The following is an 18,262-nucleotide window of genomic DNA, read 5'->3' on the forward strand; positions in this document are numbered from 1 at the left end:
CCAGTTCCGAGGCCCCACGCATGTCCCAGCCCTGGCCCGCTGTCGAAATCGCCCGGATGATCCTCGCCGGCTTCGACGACTACCGCGATCATTTCCAGCGCATCACCCTGGGTGCTCGCCAGCGCTTCGAGCAGGCGCGCTGGCAGGATATTCAGCAGGCCGCCGCCGCCCGCATCAATCTCTACGAAGAGAAAGTCGCCGAAGTCAATGGCTGGCTGCGCCAGGCCTTTGCCGCAGAGGTGTTGCTGGACGTGGAACAGTGGCCGCTGGTGAAAAACGCCTATATCCACCTGATTGACCCCCGCCTGGACGACGAGTTGGCAGAGACCTGGTACAACTCGCTGTTTTGCAGCCTGTTCAGCCATGACCTGATCAGCGACGGCTGCATGTTCATCCACACGACCCGGCCTTCCATGCGCGGCCGCGAGCGCGCCGCGCAAACCCGTACCTATCGGCTTGACGGCAGTCTCAGGAACTTGCTGCGCGCGGTGTTCGCCGATTACCCGTTCGACATGCCCTATGGCGACCTGGAAGGCGACCTGGCGCGGCTGGAAGAACAACTGCGCGAATGCCTGCCCGACTGGGTGTGCAAGGACCCGACGCTGGCCGTGGAGCTGTTTGTACCCGTGCTTTACCGCAACAAGGGGGCCTATCTGGTCGGCCGCCTGTACAACAGCGATGAGCAGTGGCCGTTGGTGATTCCCTTGCTGCACCGCGAGGGCCACGGTATCGAGGCCGATGCGCTGATTACCGACGAGGCCGAGGTGTCGATCATCTTTTCGTTCACCCGCTCTTACTTCATGGCCGATGTACCGGTGCCCGCCGAGTTCGTCAATTTCCTCAAGCGCATCCTGCCGGGCAAGCACATTGCCGAGCTATACACCTCGATCGGGTTCTACAAGCAGGGCAAGTCGGAGTTCTACCGCGCGCTGATCAACCACCTGGCCAGCAGTGATGACCGCTTTGTCATGGCGCCAGGGGTACGGGGCATGGTCATGAGCGTGTTCACCTTGCCCGGCTTCAATACGGTGTTCAAGATCATCAAGGACCGCTTCTCGCCATCGAAAACCGTGGACCGCGCCACGGTGATCGACAAGTACCGGCTGGTGAAGAGCGTCGACCGGGTGGGGCGTATGGCCGATACCCAGGAGTTTGCCGATTTTCGCTTTCCGCGCAGCAAGTTCGAGCCGGATTGCCTGGCCGAGTTGCTGGAGGTGGCACCGTCGACGGTGGCGCTGGAGGGCGACACGGTGCTGATCCGCCACTGTTGGACCGAGCGGCGCATGACGCCGTTGAACCTGTACCTGGAGCATGCCACCGAGGGCCAGGTGCTGGAGGCGCTGGAGGACTACGGCCTGGCCATCAAGCAGCTGGCGGCGGCGAACATCTTCCCCGGCGACATGTTGCTGAAGAACTTTGGTGTGACCCGGCATGGCCGGGTAGTGTTTTACGACTATGACGAAATCAGCTTCCTGACCGAGGTGAATTTCCGCCACATTCCGCCACCGCGTTACCCGGAGGACGAAATGTCGGGCGAGCCGTGGTACTCGATCGGGCCGCATGATGTGTTCCCCGAAGAGTTTCCGCCGTTTCTGTTTGCCGATATGGGCCAGCGGCGGTTGTTCAGCCGCTTGCATGGGGAACTGTATGACGCGGATTACTGGAAGGGGCTGCAGGCGGCGATACGTGAGGGGAAAGTGATCGATGTGTTTCCGTATCGGCGCAAGGCCCGGTGAGTCAGGTCGAACAGACCTGTCACGCCTTCAAACACTTCATCTCGCTCAAATGGGTACGCACCTTGCTCAGCCGTTCCTGCAGGAACCGCCGCTGTTGCGGCGTGCTTTGCCGCACCAGGTCCACCAGCAGGCTGCGCGCCTGTCGCTCGGTATTCTGATACGCCGCCCGGTACTCGGGTGTCCACAAACTCTCCTTGCGCTGCAACAAGGTCGCCAGGCGCGGCTCGAAGCTGGAGTCGTTGCGCTGGTTCATCGCCAACAGCAGTTGCTGTTGCCAGTGGGCACGGTTGGCGATCCATTCACGGTTCTGGTCACCCAGCGCTTGAGACCAGGTCTGGATGCGTTGCTTCTGTACCGCCGTCAACTCGCCAAACCATGGCGTCAGGCGTTTTTCCATGCGCTCGCTACGGCGGGCCATCTGCTTGGGCAATGGCGTATCCACATACTGCTTCTGCCGTTCACTGATGTCTTCGCGGAAGGCCTCACGCATCTGCGCTACCTGGTTGTCGCTCATGCCGCGCAGCAGTTCGGTGGCTGAAGGGGTGATTTCCTCGGCCACCCGACCAATCGCTTCACGGACCTCGCGGGTGCTTTGCTGCAGGGCCTGGTCGGTGACCTGATCGTCGGCGACCAGGTCACGTAGCCGATCGAGCCAGTCGAGGTAGCCGGGCAGTTGAGTCTTGCAATGCCAGGCCAGGTGCTCGCGCAACCGATCGTCCAGCAGCGCCCTTTGCTCGCGGTTCATGTCCAGGTAGTCGCTCAGCGACCACGGCACCAGGCGGTCGAGGTTGCGATAGGCCAGGTCGATGCGGCTGCAGGCGGCCAAGGCCAGGGCGAAGCCGATGGCGATAAGCAGGGCTTTGGGCAGGCGTAGCGGCATGTGCTGTTCCTTCCTCAGGCTGGCCAGAAGGTAGATGCAAGTGCGGCCTGGCGGTTCCACTGCATGAGTGGTCGGGCCATGTGGTGGCTTCAGGTGTAGAATAGCCGCCTTGTCTTGAGGATCATCGGAAATGGCTCTGCTTGGGCGTTACAACAGTTTGCAAATCGTGAAACACGTGGACTTCGGTCTGTACCTGGACGGCGGCGCCGATGGCGAAATCCTGCTGCCCGGGCGCTACATCCCGAAAAACGCCGAGACCGAGGTCGATGACTGGTTGAACGTGTTCATCTACCTGGACAGCGAAGACCAGCTGATCGCCACCACCGAGAAGCCCAAGGTGCAGGTTGGCGAGTTCGCCAGCCTGAAGGTCAAGGACATCAACGGTGCCGGTATCTTCCTGGACTGGGGCCTGTCCAAGGACTTGCTGATGCCGTACTCGGAAGAGGCTCGGCCGCTGAAGATCGGTGATTACTGCGTGGTGCACGTGTACCTCGACAAGCGCACCCGCCGGATCACTGCCACGTCGCGCCTGGACCGCTACCTCGATGTCACCCCGGCCGACTACAAGGTTGGCCAGCCGGTCGAGCTGCTGGTGGCCGGCGAAACGCCGATGGGCTTCAAGGCCATCATCAACAACCGCCACTGGGGCCTGATCCACAAGAACGAGGTGTTCAAGTTCTTGCGCTCGGGCATGCACGAGAAGGGCTTCATCAAGGAAGTGCGCCAGGACGGCAAGATTTCGTTGAGCCTGCAGCCGGTAGGCGCCGCCCTGGCGGACACCCTGCAAGAGCAGATCATGGCGCGCCTGGAAGCCGAAGGCGGGGTGTTGGGGGTGTGCGACAAGAGTGACCCTGCGTTGATCAGCAAGCTGTTCAACGTCAGCAAGGGCAACTTCAAGAAGGCCATTGGCGGGTTGTTCAAGCAGGGCCTGATCGTCATCCATGACGATCGCATCGAGAAAGCCTGACGGCCTTACGCCTGTACGAAGTTGCGGAAGTCCAGCTGCTCGCCACCCGGACGGGTGTCGCGCAGCAGCGAGTCACGGTCGGCGCTGAGGGCCAGGCTGATGGTGGAGCGGCGCTTGCCGGGCTTGCGCACTTCCATTTGCTCCAGGTGAGCCTTGAGGAAATTGGTGGGCACCTTCAGGTGCTGCAGTTCATCGCTTTCTGGCGTGTGCAGCAGCAGGTTGACCCAGTCGGCCTGGCCCTTGCCCAGCAGTGCCACTGGCACTTCGAACCACCACAGGTTGCGTTTGTTGTCCAGGATGGCGAACAGGGTATTGCTGCTGGTCAGCACCGGCCGGGCCAGTGCTTCGTTGCGCCGGGCGATGGCGGCGGGTTTGTCGAGTTTCATGCAGGTTCCTGCGAGTTGACGCTATGAAGGCCTGCATTGTGAGGGGTGGCACGGGGCGGGGCAAGGTTTGTGACTTGCGGTGCCTGTGCCGGCCTCTTCGCGGGCTTGGGCGGTATTCGCCTGCCGTTTTACCGTTCGGCTTCTGGCCGGAAAATCCGTTGAAACTCCTGGCCCAGGCGTTGGGTCAACCTACTGTCGACACGGTTCACGTGTCTCCATTTGCAGGAGTTTTGCCATGAGCGGTACTAAAGACAAAGCGAAAGGCTTGGCCAACGAAGCGATCGGCAACGTGAAACAGGGTGTTGGCAAGGTGACCGACAACGACAAGCTGCGGGCCGAAGGCAAGGCGCAGGAGCTTAAAGGCGAGGCGCAACAGATCAAGGGCAATGTGAAGGATGCGGTGAAGAAGCCTTGACTTGAGGTGAGGCGGCCTGTGCCGGCCTCTGGCGGGTAAACCCGCGTAGAGGCCGGCACTATTCGTAAGCAAATTCTTCAATCACGGCCGGGAGCAGCACAGCACGGGCACGGTCTATTAGACTTGCCTGTGTAACGATCAAGCGGCGAAAGGAGACGCTATGATTTTCCCCGACCTGCGCGGCTTGCCCCTGCACCGCGTGCTGGTTCGCACCGTCAAGGAATTCCTCGACGACGAGATGTCCACCTATGCCTCAGCGCTGGCCTACCAGGCGCTGTTCTCGCTATTCCCCTTCCTGTTGTTCCTGATTGCCCTGATCGGTTTCCTGCATTTGCCGGACTTTTTCTCCTGGCTGCGTCTGCAATCGGAACTGGTGTTACCGCCCCAGGCGCTGGAGCAGGTGAACCCGGTGATCGACCAGTTGCAACAATCCAAGGGCGGGCTGCTGTCGGTGGGTATCGTGATCGCCCTGTGGACCGCCTCCGCCGGCGTGCGCCTGATGATGAGCGCCATGAACGCCGCTTACGATGTGCCCGAAGGGCGCCCGGTGTGGAAGCGTATCCCGCTTTCCATTTTCTACACCGTGGGCCTGGCTGGCATGCTGCTGGCGGCCGCAGCGCTGATGGTGCTGGGCCCGCAGGTGATGGAATGGATAGCTGCCCAGATCGGCATGCAGGAGTTCATCGTCACACTGTGGACCATCCTGCGCTGGCCGGTGATCATCATTCTGCTGATGGTGGCAGTGGCCCTGATCTATTACGTGATGCCTGATGTGAAACAGCAGTTTCGCTTCATCACCCCGGGCTCGGTGCTGGCGGTTGTGGTGTGGATCGTCGCCTCACTGGGCTTTGCCTACTACGTGAAGACCTTTGCCGACTACAACGCCATGTACGGCAGCATTGGTGCAATCATCGTGCTGTTGCTGTATTTCTATATTTCGGCTGCCGTGCTGCTGCTCGGCGCCGAAATGAATGCGGTGATCGAGCACATGTCAGCCGAAGGCAAGAACCCGGGCGAGAAAGACTTCGACGGGGAAAAGCCCAAGGAAACCTTGACTGTACTGGGCCACGAGCACCCGAACCCGAGCAAGCCTCATAGCGTCGAGCCGAACCCCTGATGATCCGTGACATTCTCAAGATGGGCGACGAACGCCTGCTGCGCATCGCTCCGCCAGTGCCCGAGCACATGCTTGGCAGTGCCGAACTGCAGCAACTGATCGACGACATGTTCGAAACCATGCGTCACGTAGGCGGGGTGGGCCTGGCCGCCCCGCAGATCGGCATCGACCTGCAGTTGGTGATCTTCGGCTTCGAGCGCAGCGAGCGATACCCCGATGCCGAGGCGGTGCCGCAGACCATTCTGCTGAATCCGGTCATCACCCCGACCTCAAGCGAGATCGAGGACGGCTGGGAAGGTTGTCTGTCGGTGCCTGGCTTGCGCGGCGTGGTGCCGCGCTTCAAGCATATCGGCTACCAGGGCATCGACCCCCAGGGCAACCCGATCAACCGCTTTGCCGCTGGCTTCCATGCGCGGGTGGTGCAGCACGAGTGCGACCACCTGATCGGCCGGCTATACCCCTCGCGCATCCAGGACTTTGCCAGGTTCGGCTACACCGAGGTGCTGTTCCCTGGGCTCGAGGTCAGCGACGACTGACCTCGCTGCAGGGCTACCAGGCGTTTGTTGCGCTGATAGCGAAGCAGGCGGCTGGCCAGGGCTTCTGGCAGCTGTTGGGCCAGGTCGAAACCCAGGCGCTGGTAGAAGGGCGTCAGGTCGGGATGACAGAACAGCCAGACGGGCCCGTCAACCTGCGCCAGTGCTGCCTCGATCAACTGCGCGGCCACCCCTTGGTTGCGTCGCTGCGGGGCGACGAACAGGCCCGTCAGCCAGAATCCCTCCCCCACCGCACTCAGGCTCAGCCCGGCGATGATGCCAGGTGCCCGCGCTACCCACAGTTCGGCGTCGCTTGCAGCGCGCATGCGTGAGCTGTGCTGGCGGTAGAAGTGGTCCAGCAAACGGCGTTCTGTGTCCGAAAGCGTCGAACAGGACAATTTTTCAGAAATGGTGAGTCCTACCCTGAAACGTGGCCAGAGGCTCTGGCCTGATGATTTGCGGCCACTTTGTCGCAGATTGTTGCAAAACCGGCAAGGGTGAATATCCGACTTCGGGGTTCAACTATTACTGGCCGGGAGTAGAATTTTCTTCATCCCCCCTGGCAGTACGAAGCGGGATCGGTACTTCGTGCCATCTAGACCCTAGATGACAACTTCTCCGCGCCGGATACGGCAATAGAAGTCAATCGATCAGCTTGAACGCTCTAAAGGCAAAACCACATGAAACCATTACTGATTCTTGCATTGGTCGGTATGTCCTCGTTCGCCCTCGCCGATGAGGCCAAACCCGTCTCCAGCGAGCCTGTGGCTCAGCAGTACGACTACTCGATGAACCTGGACATCAAGCGGGTGATCAACCTGTCGACCATCCCCAATGTCTGCGAAGTGGTACCTGCGACCATGACCTATGAAGACCATCAGGGCCAGGTGCACACCATCCAGTACCGTGCCATGGGAGAAGGTTGCCAGCAGGGTTGATTGGCGGTGCCCGCCACACGGGCTGAAAACGCTGTGGCGGGCACTTGCTGGCTCTGATGCGATCACCCAGGTGCTCCGTCAATACAGAATAATGTCCCCGCCTGTCGAATCCTCCGCTTCCCGTTCGACCATAGCTGAAGGCACGCGTCACGCACCGTGCCCCCTATGATCTGTCGGAGGTACCCCCGATGAGCACCGCAGCCGAATCCGAAATCCGCCAATTGATCGAGCGCTGGATGCAAGCCGTGCGCGATCGCGACATCCCGGGCATCATCGCCCCCTACGCCGACGATATCGTCGCCTTCGATGCCATCCAGGCCCTGCAATTCAAAGGCAAGTCCGCCTACACGGCGCACTGGGAAATGTGCATGGGCATGTGCACCGGCCCCATGGTGTTCGAACTTGCCCAACTCACCGTGCACGCCGCTGGCGATCTGGCCCTGGCCTATTGGCTGAACCGCTGCGGCCCGGGCGACGACGAAAGCCAGTGCGGCTTCATGCGCGCCACGGTGGGCTATCGTCGTCAAGGCGGCCAGTGGCAGGTCATCCACGAACACTGGTCGGCGCCTTTCGACATGGAAACGCAAAAAGCCCTGTTCGATCTCAAGCCCTGAGCCTTTATCGCCAAACGCACTTTGCCAATGCCTTGGAGGCGACCATGAAATACCTGTGCCTGGTCTATTGTGACGAGGGGCTGTTGCACAGCCTGCCCGACAGCCCGGCAGACGCTGAATGCATGGCGTACGCCGAAGCCATTCACGGTTCCGGGCGCATGCTGGCGGCCGAGGCGCTGAAGCCGGTGCAGACGGCCACCACGGTGCGTATGCGTAACGGGCGCATGAGCCTGACCGACGGCCCGTTCGCCGAAACCAAGGAGCAACTGGCGGGCTTTTACCTGGTGGAGGCCCGCGACCTCAACGAAGCGCTGAATATCGCCAAGGGCATCCCTGCTGCGCGGGTCGGCAGTGTCGAGGTGCGACCGGTGCGCGAGCTGCAACCCTGACAGCCAAGGAGAATAATTAGCATGAGCCTTGCCCCCATTGCCCAGGCGCAACACGAGTTGTCCATCAACCGCCTGATCGACGCCCCACCGGCGAAGGTATTTCGCGCCTGGACCGAACCCCAGTGGCTGATGCAGTGGTGGGGGCCGCGCGGCATGACCACCCCGGAGTGTGAGATGCAGTTGTGGGCCGGTGGCCTGTTTCGCACCTTGATGCGCGCGCCGGATGGCAGCGAGTACCCGAACCAGGGCGTTTTCCTGGAAATTGCCGCGCCACGCCGGCTGGTGTTCACCGATGCCTTCGGCCCCGGTTGGGTGCCGTCGGACAAGGCCTTCATGACCGCCGTGATCAGCTTTGACGAGGAACAGGGCAAAACCCGCTACACCGCCCGTGCCTGGCACTGGAATGCCAGCGACTGCCGGGCCCATGAAGAAATGGGCTTCCACCAAGGCTGGGGAGAAAGCCTGGACCGCCTGGTGGAGGTGGTGACCCAGCGGATGCCCGACTGATGGCAGCACTGGCCCAGGTGAGCGCCGAAGTCGAGGCCGTGTACCGGCAGGAGTCGCGGCGCATACTGGCGACACTGATCCGCTTGCTGGGTGATTTTGACCTGGCCGAGGAGGCCATGCATGACGCCTTCTTCATTGCCGTCGAGCGCTGGCAACGCGACGGTATCCCCGCCAACCCGCGAGCGTGGCTGGTCTCTGTCGGGCGCTTCAAGGCCATCGACGCGCTGCGCCGGCGCGTCCGCTTCGACCGCTCCCAGGCGGACTTGAGCATGCTGCTGGATGGTCAGGCGCAGGACCCCAGTGAAGAAGAACTGCTGGCGGATGACCGCCTGCGGCTGATCTTCACCTGTTGCCATCCGGCCCTGTCGGCCGACGCTCAGGTGCCATTGACGCTTCGCGAAGTCTGCGACCTGACCACCGAGCAGATCGCCCGCGCCTTTCTGCAAAGCCCGACAACCATCGCCCAGCGGATCGTGCGTGCCAAGGCCAAGATCCGTGACGCGGGCATACCGTACCAGGTACCCGAGCTCAATGAGCTGCCCGAGCGCCTGGAAAGCGTGTTGCGGGTGATCTACCTGGTGTTCAATGAGGGCTATTCGGCGTCATCGGGCGAAACACTGCTGCAGCAGGAACTGAGCGATGAAGCCATTCGCCTGGCGCGGTTGCTGGTGCAGTTGCTGCCCGACCCGGAGGCGGTCGGCCTGCTGGCGTTGATGCTGCTGCAGGCGTCCCGGCAGCGGGCGCGCATCGATGGCCAAGGCGATTTGGTGGTTCTGGAGCAGCAGGACCGCAGCTTGTGGGACCGGCAGTTCATTGCCGAAGGCTGTGCTCTGGTGCGCCAGGCCCTGCAGAGCCGTGCGTTCGGTGCCTATACCGTCCAGGCGGCGATTGCTGCCGTGCATGCCGAAGCGGCGACGGCTGAAGAGACGGACTGGGGAGAGATCGTCGGCCTGTATGACGTGTTGCAGCGGTATTGGCCATCAGCGGTGGTGGCGCTTAACCGGGCGGTGGCGCTGGCGAAGCGGGATGGGCCGGAGGTTGGCTTGCGGGAAGTCGAAGGGATTCTGGCGCGGGGGGAGTTGCTGGACTATCACCTGGCACATGCGGCGCGCGCCGAGTTGCATTGCCAGCTGGGGCAGGTAGAAGAGGCGCGAGCGGCCTGGCAGCAGGCGCTGGCCTTGACCCGACAGGCGCCTGAGCGGCGGCATATCGAGCGGCGTTTGCAGGCTATCGAATGATGTGGGGGTGCCGGCTCTTTGCGGGCCAGCCCATATCCCACAGGATGCCCGCTAAATCAACGAATTAGCGGGTTACCCAGGAGAGCAGCCTTGAAGTAGGTGCTGGCTGCATCACACTTCAGCTCGCCACAAAATTCGGCGGCGACACCAGCTCGACGGTCTGCTGCTTGCGCGGCGCCAGGATCTCGGCTTCACCCGCGACCACCAGCTCGTCGTTCTGGTTGTAGACGTTGGTGGCGATGCGCACCTTGAACTTGGGCAGCTTCTCGAGGATTTCCAGGCGCACGGTCAGGGTGTCGCCAATTTTCACCGGCTTCTGGAAGCTCATCTGCTGGCCCAGGTAGATGGTGCCAGGGCCAGGCAGTGTGCAGGCCACTGCAGCACTGATCAGCGCGCCGCTGAACATGCCATGGGCAATACGTTCGCGGAACATGCTCTTGGCGGCGAATTCGGCATCCAGGTGAACCGGGTTGTGGTCACCGGACATCGCAGCGAACAGCTGGATGTCGCGTTCTTCAACGGACTTCTTGTACTCGGCCGTCTGGCCGACTTCGAGGGCTTCGTAAGGCGTGTTGGTGACCTGGGACATCGATGCTTCCTTAAGCGTTGGGCGAGGGCGGCTATCATTCACTGCGCGCAGGGCGGCCAAGGGCCAGCGCCTGTTCAAGCCAGCAGAGAATATCGGCGATGACCTCGCCACGGTTGATTTCGTTGAGTACTTCATGCCGCGCCTCCGGGTAGACGCGCAGCTGTACATGTCGGTTGCCGGTCGCGCGCAGGGCGTCGGCCAGATGGGTGAGACGCTTGCCGGCACTGACCGGATCACATTCACCGCCAATCACCAGCATCGGCAGGTTGGGATCGATCTGCGCGAGGTTACCCGGCTGACTGATCTGCGCCAAGCCTTGCAGCAGGTCGAGCCACAACTGGTTGGTGCAGCGAAAGCCGCACAACGGGTCGTTCACGTACTGATCGACCTCGCCCGGGTCGCGGCTGAGCCAGTCGAAGGCTGTGCGGTTGGGCTTGAAGGCGCTGTTGAACGAACCGAAGGACAACCATTCGATCAGTGCACTCTTGCCCAGTGGCCCCTGGCGCCAGGATTCCAGCCGGGCAATCAGCCGCGCAAAGCGGTACAGCACGGCCGGTTGGTAGTTGGAGCCGCTGAGGATAGCCCCGTGCAGGCTGCCACTGTGATGCAGCAGGTACGCCTGGGCGATATAGCTGCCCATGCTGTGGCCGAACAGGAACAGCGGCGTGCACGGGTACTGCTGGCCGATATGCTGGGCCACACATCCCAAGTCGTTGACCACGGCATTCCAGCCATGATGGCGGGCGAACAGGCCGAGGTTGCCCAGTTCGGCAGTGCGCCCGTGGCCACGCTGATCGGCAGCGAACAGGGCAAAGCCGGCCTCGCTCAGGGCCTGGCCCAGGCGCTGGTAGCGCCCGGCATGCTCGGCCATGCCATGGGCCAGCAGCACCACGGCCTTTACCGGTTTGGCCGGCAGCCATTGGTGTACGTACAGGCTGCAGTGCTCACTGGCGGGCAGCCAGAAGGCGTCGTGGGGCATGGCGGGTCCTTGTGCGCGCAATTACCCGAACAGTGTATGCACAACCGGCCGGATTGCAGGAGGGGCACAAATAAGATTCACAATGTTAATGGCGGCACTTGGCGTATATGCCACCTTGGGTTTACCTGCTAACGTCGAATCAACGCCTTTTCGCCAGCAGGCGGTCAGGTAAAGGATTAAAGGACGCAGTGCAGGTCCAGGCAGAGGAACAATAATAAATGCAAGCCGATTTCTGGAATGACAAGCGCCCGGCAGGCGTGCCTTCCACCATCGACATCAATGCCTACACCTCGGTGGTCGAGGTGTTCGAGCGCTCCTGCAAGCGTTTTGCCGACCGCCCGGCGTTCAGCAACCTGGGCGTGACCCTCAGCTACGCGGAACTGGAGCGCCATTCGGCAGCCTTCGCTGCCTGGTTGCAGCAGCACACCGACCTCAAACCGGGTGAGCGCATTGCCGTGCAGATGCCCAATGTGCTGCAGTACCCCATCGCCGTATTCGGTGCCATGCGCGCCGGGCTGATCGTGGTCAATACCAACCCGTTGTACACCGAGCGCGAGATGCGCCACCAGTTCAAGGACAGTGGCGCGCGTGCGCTGGTGTACCTGAACATGTTCGGCAAGCGCGTGCAGGAGGTGCTGCCCGATACCGGTATCGAGTACCTGATCGAGGCAAAGATGGGCGACCTGCTGCCGGCCGCCAAGGGCTGGCTGGTCAACACCGTGGTCGACAAGTTGAAGAAGATGGTGCCGGCCTACCAGTTGCCCCAGGCGGTGCCGTTCAAGCAGGTGCTGCGCGAGGGCCGCAGGCTGTCGCCCAAACCGGTGTCACTGAACCTCGATGACATCGCCGTGCTGCAGTACACCGGCGGCACCACCGGCCTGGCCAAGGGCGCCATGCTCACCCATGGCAACCTGGTGGCCAACATGCTGCAGGTGCTGGCCTGCTTCTCGCAGCACGGCCCCGATGGGCAGAAGCTGCTGAAGGACGGCCAGGAAGTGATGATTGCGCCGCTGCCGCTGTACCACATCTATGCCTTCACCGCGAATTGCATGTGCATGATGGTCACCGGCAACCATAACGTGCTGATTACCAACCCGCGGGATATTCCCGGCTTCATCAAGGAGCTGGGCAAGTGGCGTTTCTCTGCCTTGCTGGGCCTCAATACCTTGTTTGTCGCACTGATGGACCACCCGGGCTTCCGTCAGCTGGACTTCTCGGCGCTGAAGGTCACCAACTCTGGTGGCACAGCGCTGGTCAAGGCCACCGCCGAGCGCTGGGAAGACCTTACCGGGTGCCGCATCGTTGAAGGCTACGGCCTGACAGAGACCTCGCCGGTGGCCAGCACCAACCCCTATGGCCAGCTGGCGCGTCTGGGTACGGTGGGCATCCCCGTGGCGGGTACTGCGTTCAAGGTCATCGATGATGATGGCAACGAACTGCCGCTGGGCGAGCGGGGCGAGCTTTGCATCAAAGGCCCGCAGGTCATGAAGGGCTACTGGCAGCAGCCCGAGGCAACGGCCCAGGCACTGGATGCAGAAGGCTGGTTCAAGACCGGTGATATCGCGGTGATCGACCCGGACGGCTTCACCCGCATCGTCGACCGCAAGAAGGACATGATCATCGTCTCGGGCTTCAACGTGTACCCCAACGAAATCGAGGATGTGGTGATGGGGCACCCCAAGGTCGCCAACTGTGCGGCTATCGGCGTGCCGGACGAGCGTTCCGGCGAGGCGGTCAAGCTGTTCGTGGTGCCGCGCGAGGGGGGGCTGAGCGTTGATGAGCTGAAGGCCTACTGCAAGGCCAACTTCACCGGCTACAAAGTACCCAAGCACATCGTGCTGCGCGAATCGTTGCCCATGACGCCGGTGGGCAAGATTTTGCGGCGGGAGTTGCGCGATATAGCGTGATACGGGGATGGCGTCTTCGCTCCTACACCGCCCAGTGTAGGAGCGGGTTTACCCGCGAATGACTTAAACCGCTCTAACAGGCCATATACAGCCTTATCTGCGACATTTTGGATAATTACTCTAAAAATGACCTGTATTGTTCATTGAGTCATTTTTGTGACCGTAAGGCCTGTTTTGGCCTCTAGGCGACCCCAGACAAAGCTGTTACTCTCGGCCCGCTTCCAGATGATCCGGTTTGCAACGAACCGTCATCTCATATCAATAATAAGCGCATCGACGCGTGAATCGAACTTCGCTGTTGCTGAAGGAGTGGGCTTCCATGATCGAAAATTTTTGGAAGGATAAGTACCCAGCCGGGATTACGGCGGAAATCAATCCTGACGAATTCCCCAATATCCAGGCAGTACTCAAGCAATCCTGCCAACGCTTTGCCGACAAACCGGCCTTTAGCAACCTGGGCAAGACTATCACTTATGGCGAGTTGTATGCGTTGTCGGGGGCGTTTGCCGCCTGGCTGCAGCAGCATACCGACCTCAAGCCGGGTGACCGCATTGCCGTGCAACTGCCCAATGTCCTGCAATACCCGGTCGCGGTCTTCGGTGCCATGCGTGCCGGGCTGATCGTGGTCAATACCAACCCGCTGTACACCGCGCGGGAGATGGAACACCAGTTCAACGACTCGGGTGCCAAGGCCTTGGTGTGCCTGGCCAACATGGCCCACCTGGCCGAAAAAGTGGTGCCCAAAACCCAGGTCAGGCACGTTATCGTCACCGAAGTGGCCGACCTGCTGCCACCACTCAAGCGCCTGCTGATCAACAGCGTGATCAAGTACGTGAAGAAGATGGTGCCGGCCTACAACCTGCCGCAGGCCGTGCGTTTCAATGACGCCCTGGCGCTGGGCAAGGGCCAGCCCGTGACCGAGGCCAACCCGCAGGCCAACGACGTGGCGGTGCTGCAATACACCGGCGGTACCACCGGCGTGGCCAAAGGCGCCATGCTGACCCATCGCAACCTGGTGGCCAACATGCTGCAGTGCCGGGCACTGATGGGCGCCAACCTGCACGAAGGCTGCGAAATCCTCATCACTCCGCTGCCGCTTTACCACATCTATGCGTTTACCTTCCATTGCATGGCGATGATGCTGATCGGCAACCACAACGTGCTGATCAGCAACCCGCGAGACTTGCCGGCAATGGTCAAGGAACTGGGCAAGTGGAAGTTCAGCGGCTTTGTGGGCCTCAACACCCTGTTCGTCGCCTTGTGCAATAACGAGGCGTTCCGAGCCCTGGATTTCTCGGCGCTGAAAATCACCCTGTCGGGCGGCATGGCCTTGCAGCTAAGCGTGGCCGAGCGCTGGAAGGCCGTTACCGGTTGCGCCATCTGCGAAGGCTACGGCATGACCGAAACCAGCCCGGTGGCGGCGGTGAACCCGTCGGAAGCGAACCAGGTGGGCACCATCGGTATTCCGGTGCCGTCGACCCTGTGCAAGGTCATCGACGACGCCGGCAATGAGCTGCCGCTTGGTGAAGTGGGCGAGCTGTGTGTCAAGGGCCCGCAGGTGATGAAGGGCTACTGGCAGCGTGAAGACGCCACGGCCGAGATTCTCGACAGCGAAGGCTGGCTGAAGACCGGTGACATCGCCGTGATCCAGGCGGACGGCTACATGCGCATCGTCGACCGCAAGAAAGACATGATCCTGGTCTCGGGCTTCAACGTGTACCCCAACGAGCTGGAAGACGTGTTGGCGGCCTTGCCGGGCGTGCTGCAGTGCGCTGCCATCGGTGTGCCGGACGAGAAGTCGGGTGAAGTGATCAAGGTCTTCATCGTGGTCAAGCCGGGCATGACCGTGACCAAGGAGCAGGTGATGGAGCACATGCGTGCCAACGTCACCGGCTACAAGGTACCGCGCCACATCGAGTTCCGCGATTCGCTGCCTACCACCAACGTGGGCAAGATCCTGCGCCGCGAACTGCGTGATGAAGAGCTCAAGAAGCAAGGCTTGAAGAAGATCGCCTGACCATAAGTCTGCACGCTCAGTGTGGGAGCAGCCTGGTGTCGCGAAAGGGCCGCGAAGCGGCCCTGGGGTTTCGGCGGCGATGCGACAATGGCTGGGGGCGCTTTGCGCCCCTTTCGCGACACAAGGCCCCACAATAAGATGCGGCGCCGTCTTCAGACACTGTGAGCCCCTGTAGGAGCGGGTTTACCCGCGAATACGGTAGTGGCGACAACGGTGAACGGCGGGTGGAGAAGGGTCAGCAGGGCCGGCCCTTTCGCGGGTAAACCCGCGCCTACATCCGCGCAACTCAGCGCAGCTTCTCGAGCATCTGGTAATACCACATCCCCGCCGCCAGCAGCGGGTTCCCCAGCAAGTCCCCCATCGGCACCCGCACATGCTTGCACTGGGCAAATGTGTCGAACTTCTCCAGCGTGCCGGTCAACGCTTCGGCCATGATCTCGCCCATGATGTGGCTGGTGGCAATGCCGTGCCCCGAGTAACCCTGGCAGTACCACACGTTGTCCGACAGCTTGCCCAGCTGCGGGATGCGGTTGACCACGATGCCCATGGCGCAGCTCCACTGGAACTCGATCGGCACCCCCTTCAATGCCGGGAAGGTGCGTTCGATGCAGGGGCGCAATTCGCCTTCGATGTCGCGTGAATCCTTGCCTGAGTAGTTGGCGCCGCCGCCGAACAGCAGGCGCTTGTCGGCCGTCAGGCGGTAGTAGTCGAGGACGAAGCGGCAGTCGTACACCGCCAGGTCCTGCGGGTTGATCTGCTCGGCCAGCTCACCCAGCGGCGCGGTGGTGACGATACCGCCCATGGCCGGGAAGATCTTGCCCTTGAGCTGGCGCTTTTCCAGCTTGTGATACACATCGCCGGCCAACATCACCTGGCGTGCCTCGACCCGGCCGTGGGCGGTAACCACCGCCGGGCGCGGGCCATGGACGATGTCCAGCACTTCGGAATTTTCGAATATCAGTGCACCCAGGCCATGCGCGGCGCGGGCTTCGCCCAGGCACAGGTTGAGTGGGTGCAGGTGCAGGTTGCGCAGGTTCTTCAACGCACCCAGATAAAGCGGGCTTTGCAGATGCTCGGCCACTGCAGCGCGGTCGAGCAGTTGCACCTGCTCGCCCATGCCGCGGCGCTGTGCTTCGGCCTCGAATGCACGCAGTTCGTTCATGTGCGAAGGCTTCATGGCTGCATGCAGGTGGCCACGCTTGAGGTCGCAATCGATGCCATAGCGCGCCACGCGCTGCTCGATCACCTGGTGCCCGCGCCAGCGCAAGTGCCAGATGAAATCGTCCACTTCGGCGCCCAGGTGGTTGCGCATCTGCGAGCGCATGGCCTCGTCGCCCGACAGGCTGCCGGTGACCTGGCCGCCGTTGCGACCGCTGGCGCCCCAGCCGATACGGTTGGTTTCGACGATGGCGACCTTCAGGCCGCGCTCGGCCAGTTCAACCGCCGTGGCCACGCCCGTAAAGCCACCGCCGATGATCGCCACATCCACCTGCACCGTGCCTTTGAGTTGCGGGTACTCGCTGTGGTCGTTGAGGGTGGCGCTGTAATAGGACGGCGCGCGCTGCGCCGGGCCGTTGTTCAATGCTGCGTTCATGGGTGTTCCTTGTTTTGTAGGGGCTCAGGCCTGGTGCAGGTACCAGCGCCAGTCCTGTTCGCTGACTTCAGCCATGAACTGGCGGTACTCGGCGCGCTTGACCTTCAGGTACACGCCAAGGAAGTCTTCGCCCAGTGCTTCACGGGCCCATTCGGAATGTTGCAGGGCGTCAAGGGTGGTCAGCCAGTCGGTGGGCAGGTGTTCGGTGGCCTGAGCGTAACCGTTGCCTTCAACGGGGGCACCTGGGTCAAGCTGTTCGCGGATGCCCTGGTGGCTGGCAGCAAGGATCGCCGCTGCAGCCAGGTAAGGGTTGGCATCCGCGCCACAGATGCGGTGCTCCACATGGCGACTGTTGGCAGGGCCTCCTGGCACACGCAGGCTCACGGTGCGGTTGTCCACGCCCCAGGTTGGCGCCAGGGGCGCATAGCTGTTGGCCTGGAAACGTCGGTACGAGTTGGCGTTGGGGCAGAACAGCAGCAGCGAGTCGCGCAGGTGCCGCAGCATGCCGGCCACGGCCTGGCGCAGCAGCGGGGTACCGGCCTTGTCTTCGCTGGCGAACAGGTTGTTGCCGGCGCTGTCGGCCAGGCTCAGGTGCATGTGCATGCCGGTGCCGGCCAGTTGGGCAAATGGCTTGGCCATGAAGCAGGCCTGCATGCCGTGGGCATGGGCCACACCTTTTACCAGGCGCTTGTAGCGCACCGCCTGGTCCATCGCCTGCAGCGCATCGCCATGCTCCAGGGTGATTTCCACCTGGCCCGGGGCGTACTCGGAAATGGCCGTGCGCGCCGGGATGCCTTGGGCCTTGCAGGCAGCGTACAGGTCGGCGAGGAACGGTTCGATCTGCTCCAGTTCGCGCAGGCCATAGACCTGGGTGCTGCGGGGGCGGCCGCCATCGTTGTCCAGTGCCGGTTGTGGGCGGCCCTGGGCATCACGCTGCTGGTCGAGCAGGTAGAACTCCAGCTCGCAGGCCATCACCGGGTGATAACCATCGGCCTTCAACGCTTCAATGGTGCGCAGCAGCACATGGCGTGGGTCAGCGATGCTGGCCGGCAGCCCCTCGCTGGGGTGCATGCTCACCTGCACTGCGGCGGTGGGCACCCGGCGCCAGGGCAGGCGCACCAGGCTGCGGTCAAGCGGGTAGGCACGGCAGTCGATATCGCCTACGTCCCACACCAGGCCGGAGTTTTCCACGTCGTCGCCATTGAGGGTCAGGCCAAGGATGGTGCTGGGCAGTGGCCGACCTGTCTGGTACACGGCCAGCAGTTCCTCGCGGTGCAACAGCTTGCCGCGTGGCACACCGTTGGCGTCGAGGATGAACAGTTCGAACAGCTCGATATCGGGGTTGTCGGCCAGAAAACGGGTAGCCTGCTCTACAGGGGCAAAGTGCATGATCAATTCGCTCATAGGCGCGCAGGGCCACCGCACAAGCAGGCGGCCCGGTTGAGTCAAACGGCCA

The 18,262-nt window shown here is 62.1% G+C and carries 19 protein-coding genes; 12 read left to right on the forward strand and 7 right to left on the reverse strand.

Features of this window, described 5'->3' with window-relative positions:
• Positions 1–20: 20 nt before the first annotated feature.
• Positions 21–1,736: a bifunctional isocitrate dehydrogenase kinase/phosphatase gene (gene aceK, locus ACK59Z_RS05765; protein WP_060545090.1), complete on the forward strand. Its 1,716-nt coding sequence runs from the start codon at positions 21–23 to the stop codon at positions 1,734–1,736.
• Positions 1,737–1,755: 19 nt separating this feature from the next.
• Here aceK and ACK59Z_RS05770 read toward each other — a convergent pair whose 3' ends face one another.
• A complete protein-coding gene (locus ACK59Z_RS05770) occupies positions 1,756–2,616 on the reverse strand; it encodes a DUF6279 family lipoprotein (protein WP_108192199.1) in 861 nt (286 codons plus the stop codon).
• Between the two features lie 130 nt (positions 2,617–2,746).
• Between ACK59Z_RS05770 and ACK59Z_RS05775 the strand changes: the two genes are divergently transcribed.
• A complete protein-coding gene (locus tag ACK59Z_RS05775; protein WP_010955234.1) occupies positions 2,747–3,583 on the forward strand; it encodes a S1 RNA-binding domain-containing protein in 837 nt (278 codons plus the stop codon).
• A 5-nt stretch (positions 3,584–3,588) separates the two neighbouring features.
• On the opposite strand, the gene ACK59Z_RS05780 is transcribed toward ACK59Z_RS05775, so the two are convergent.
• Positions 3,589–3,969 (reverse strand): hypothetical protein, encoded by a 381-nt coding sequence (locus ACK59Z_RS05780; protein ID WP_003254641.1) that lies wholly within the window; start codon positions 3,967–3,969, stop codon positions 3,589–3,591.
• Positions 3,970–4,204: 235 nt separating this feature from the next.
• Between ACK59Z_RS05780 and ACK59Z_RS05785 the strand changes: the two genes are divergently transcribed.
• From ACK59Z_RS05785 to def, 3 genes are all read left to right on the forward strand, one after another.
• Positions 4,205–4,384: a CsbD family protein gene (locus ACK59Z_RS05785; RefSeq protein ID WP_003254639.1), complete on the forward strand. Its 180-nt coding sequence runs from the start codon at positions 4,205–4,207 to the stop codon at positions 4,382–4,384.
• A gap of 160 nt (positions 4,385–4,544) precedes the next feature.
• Positions 4,545–5,501 (forward strand): YihY/virulence factor BrkB family protein, encoded by a 957-nt coding sequence (locus tag ACK59Z_RS05790; RefSeq protein ID WP_003254637.1) that lies wholly within the window; start codon positions 4,545–4,547, stop codon positions 5,499–5,501.
• A complete protein-coding gene (gene def, locus ACK59Z_RS05795) occupies positions 5,501–6,037 on the forward strand; it encodes a peptide deformylase (RefSeq protein ID WP_409292604.1) in 537 nt (178 codons plus the stop codon). Before ACK59Z_RS05790 ends, def begins: the two co-directional genes overlap by 1 nt.
• Here def and ACK59Z_RS05800 read toward each other — a convergent pair.
• Positions 5,992–6,396: a GNAT family N-acetyltransferase gene (locus ACK59Z_RS05800; RefSeq protein ID WP_003254633.1), complete on the reverse strand. Its 405-nt coding sequence runs from the start codon at positions 6,394–6,396 to the stop codon at positions 5,992–5,994. The genes def and ACK59Z_RS05800 overlap by 46 nt on opposite strands.
• A gap of 318 nt (positions 6,397–6,714) precedes the next feature.
• On the opposite strand from ACK59Z_RS05800, the gene ACK59Z_RS05805 reads away from it, so the two are divergent.
• The 5 genes from ACK59Z_RS05805 (at position 6,715) to ACK59Z_RS05825 (ending at position 9,720) form a co-directional block, all read left to right on the forward strand.
• A complete protein-coding gene (locus ACK59Z_RS05805) occupies positions 6,715–6,972 on the forward strand; it encodes a DUF2790 domain-containing protein (protein ID WP_003254632.1) in 258 nt (85 codons plus the stop codon).
• A 188-nt stretch (positions 6,973–7,160) separates the two neighbouring features.
• On the forward strand, positions 7,161–7,586 hold the full coding sequence (locus tag ACK59Z_RS05810; RefSeq protein WP_409292607.1) for a YybH family protein: 426 nt from the start codon (positions 7,161–7,163) through the stop codon (positions 7,584–7,586).
• 44 nt (positions 7,587–7,630) lie between these two features.
• Entirely contained in the window at positions 7,631–7,975 is a 345-nt protein-coding gene (locus tag ACK59Z_RS05815; RefSeq protein ID WP_003254628.1) for a YciI family protein, read from the forward strand.
• 21 nt (positions 7,976–7,996) lie between these two features.
• Complete coding sequence (locus tag ACK59Z_RS05820; RefSeq protein WP_108192201.1) at positions 7,997–8,482, forward strand: SRPBCC family protein; 486 nt, start codon at positions 7,997–7,999, stop codon at positions 8,480–8,482.
• Positions 8,482–9,720, forward strand: coding sequence for an RNA polymerase sigma factor (locus ACK59Z_RS05825; RefSeq protein WP_003254625.1), 1,239 nt, complete (start codon positions 8,482–8,484; stop codon positions 9,718–9,720). The genes ACK59Z_RS05820 and ACK59Z_RS05825 overlap by 1 nt, the downstream gene beginning before the upstream one ends.
• Before the next feature lie 118 nt (positions 9,721–9,838).
• Here the strand turns inward: ACK59Z_RS05825 and ACK59Z_RS05830 are convergent, their stop codons facing one another.
• Both ACK59Z_RS05830 and ACK59Z_RS05835 read right to left on the reverse strand, forming a co-directional pair.
• The gene (locus ACK59Z_RS05830) at positions 9,839–10,309 is read right to left on the reverse strand and encodes a MaoC family dehydratase (protein WP_014755701.1); all 471 of its coding nucleotides are present in this window, start codon (positions 10,307–10,309) and stop codon (positions 9,839–9,841) included.
• A gap of 34 nt (positions 10,310–10,343) precedes the next feature.
• Positions 10,344–11,288, reverse strand: coding sequence for an alpha/beta hydrolase (locus tag ACK59Z_RS05835; RefSeq protein ID WP_019750688.1), 945 nt, complete (start codon positions 11,286–11,288; stop codon positions 10,344–10,346).
• A gap of 218 nt (positions 11,289–11,506) precedes the next feature.
• Between ACK59Z_RS05835 and fadD2 the strand changes: the two genes are divergently transcribed.
• A complete protein-coding gene (gene fadD2 / locus ACK59Z_RS05840; RefSeq protein WP_409292610.1) occupies positions 11,507–13,195 on the forward strand; it encodes a long-chain-fatty-acid--CoA ligase FadD2 in 1,689 nt (562 codons plus the stop codon).
• Between the two features lie 319 nt (positions 13,196–13,514).
• On the forward strand, positions 13,515–15,212 hold the full coding sequence (fadD1, locus tag ACK59Z_RS05845; RefSeq protein WP_003254620.1) for a long-chain-fatty-acid--CoA ligase FadD1: 1,698 nt from the start codon (positions 13,515–13,517) through the stop codon (positions 15,210–15,212).
• Positions 15,213–15,498: 286 nt separating this feature from the next.
• On the opposite strand, the gene ACK59Z_RS05850 is transcribed toward fadD1, so the two are convergent.
• Both ACK59Z_RS05850 and ACK59Z_RS05855 read right to left on the reverse strand, forming a co-directional pair.
• Entirely contained in the window at positions 15,499–16,806 is a 1,308-nt protein-coding gene (locus ACK59Z_RS05850; RefSeq protein WP_003254619.1) for an FAD-binding oxidoreductase, read from the reverse strand.
• A 24-nt stretch (positions 16,807–16,830) separates the two neighbouring features.
• On the reverse strand, positions 16,831–18,195 hold the full coding sequence (locus ACK59Z_RS05855) for a glutamine synthetase family protein (protein WP_108192220.1): 1,365 nt from the start codon (positions 18,193–18,195) through the stop codon (positions 16,831–16,833).
• Positions 18,196–18,262: the final 67 nt, after the last annotated feature.

The organism is Pseudomonas sp. KCJK9058, assembly GCF_046230975.1.
Classification (GTDB): domain Bacteria; phylum Pseudomonadota; class Gammaproteobacteria; order Pseudomonadales; family Pseudomonadaceae; genus Aquipseudomonas; species Aquipseudomonas alloputida.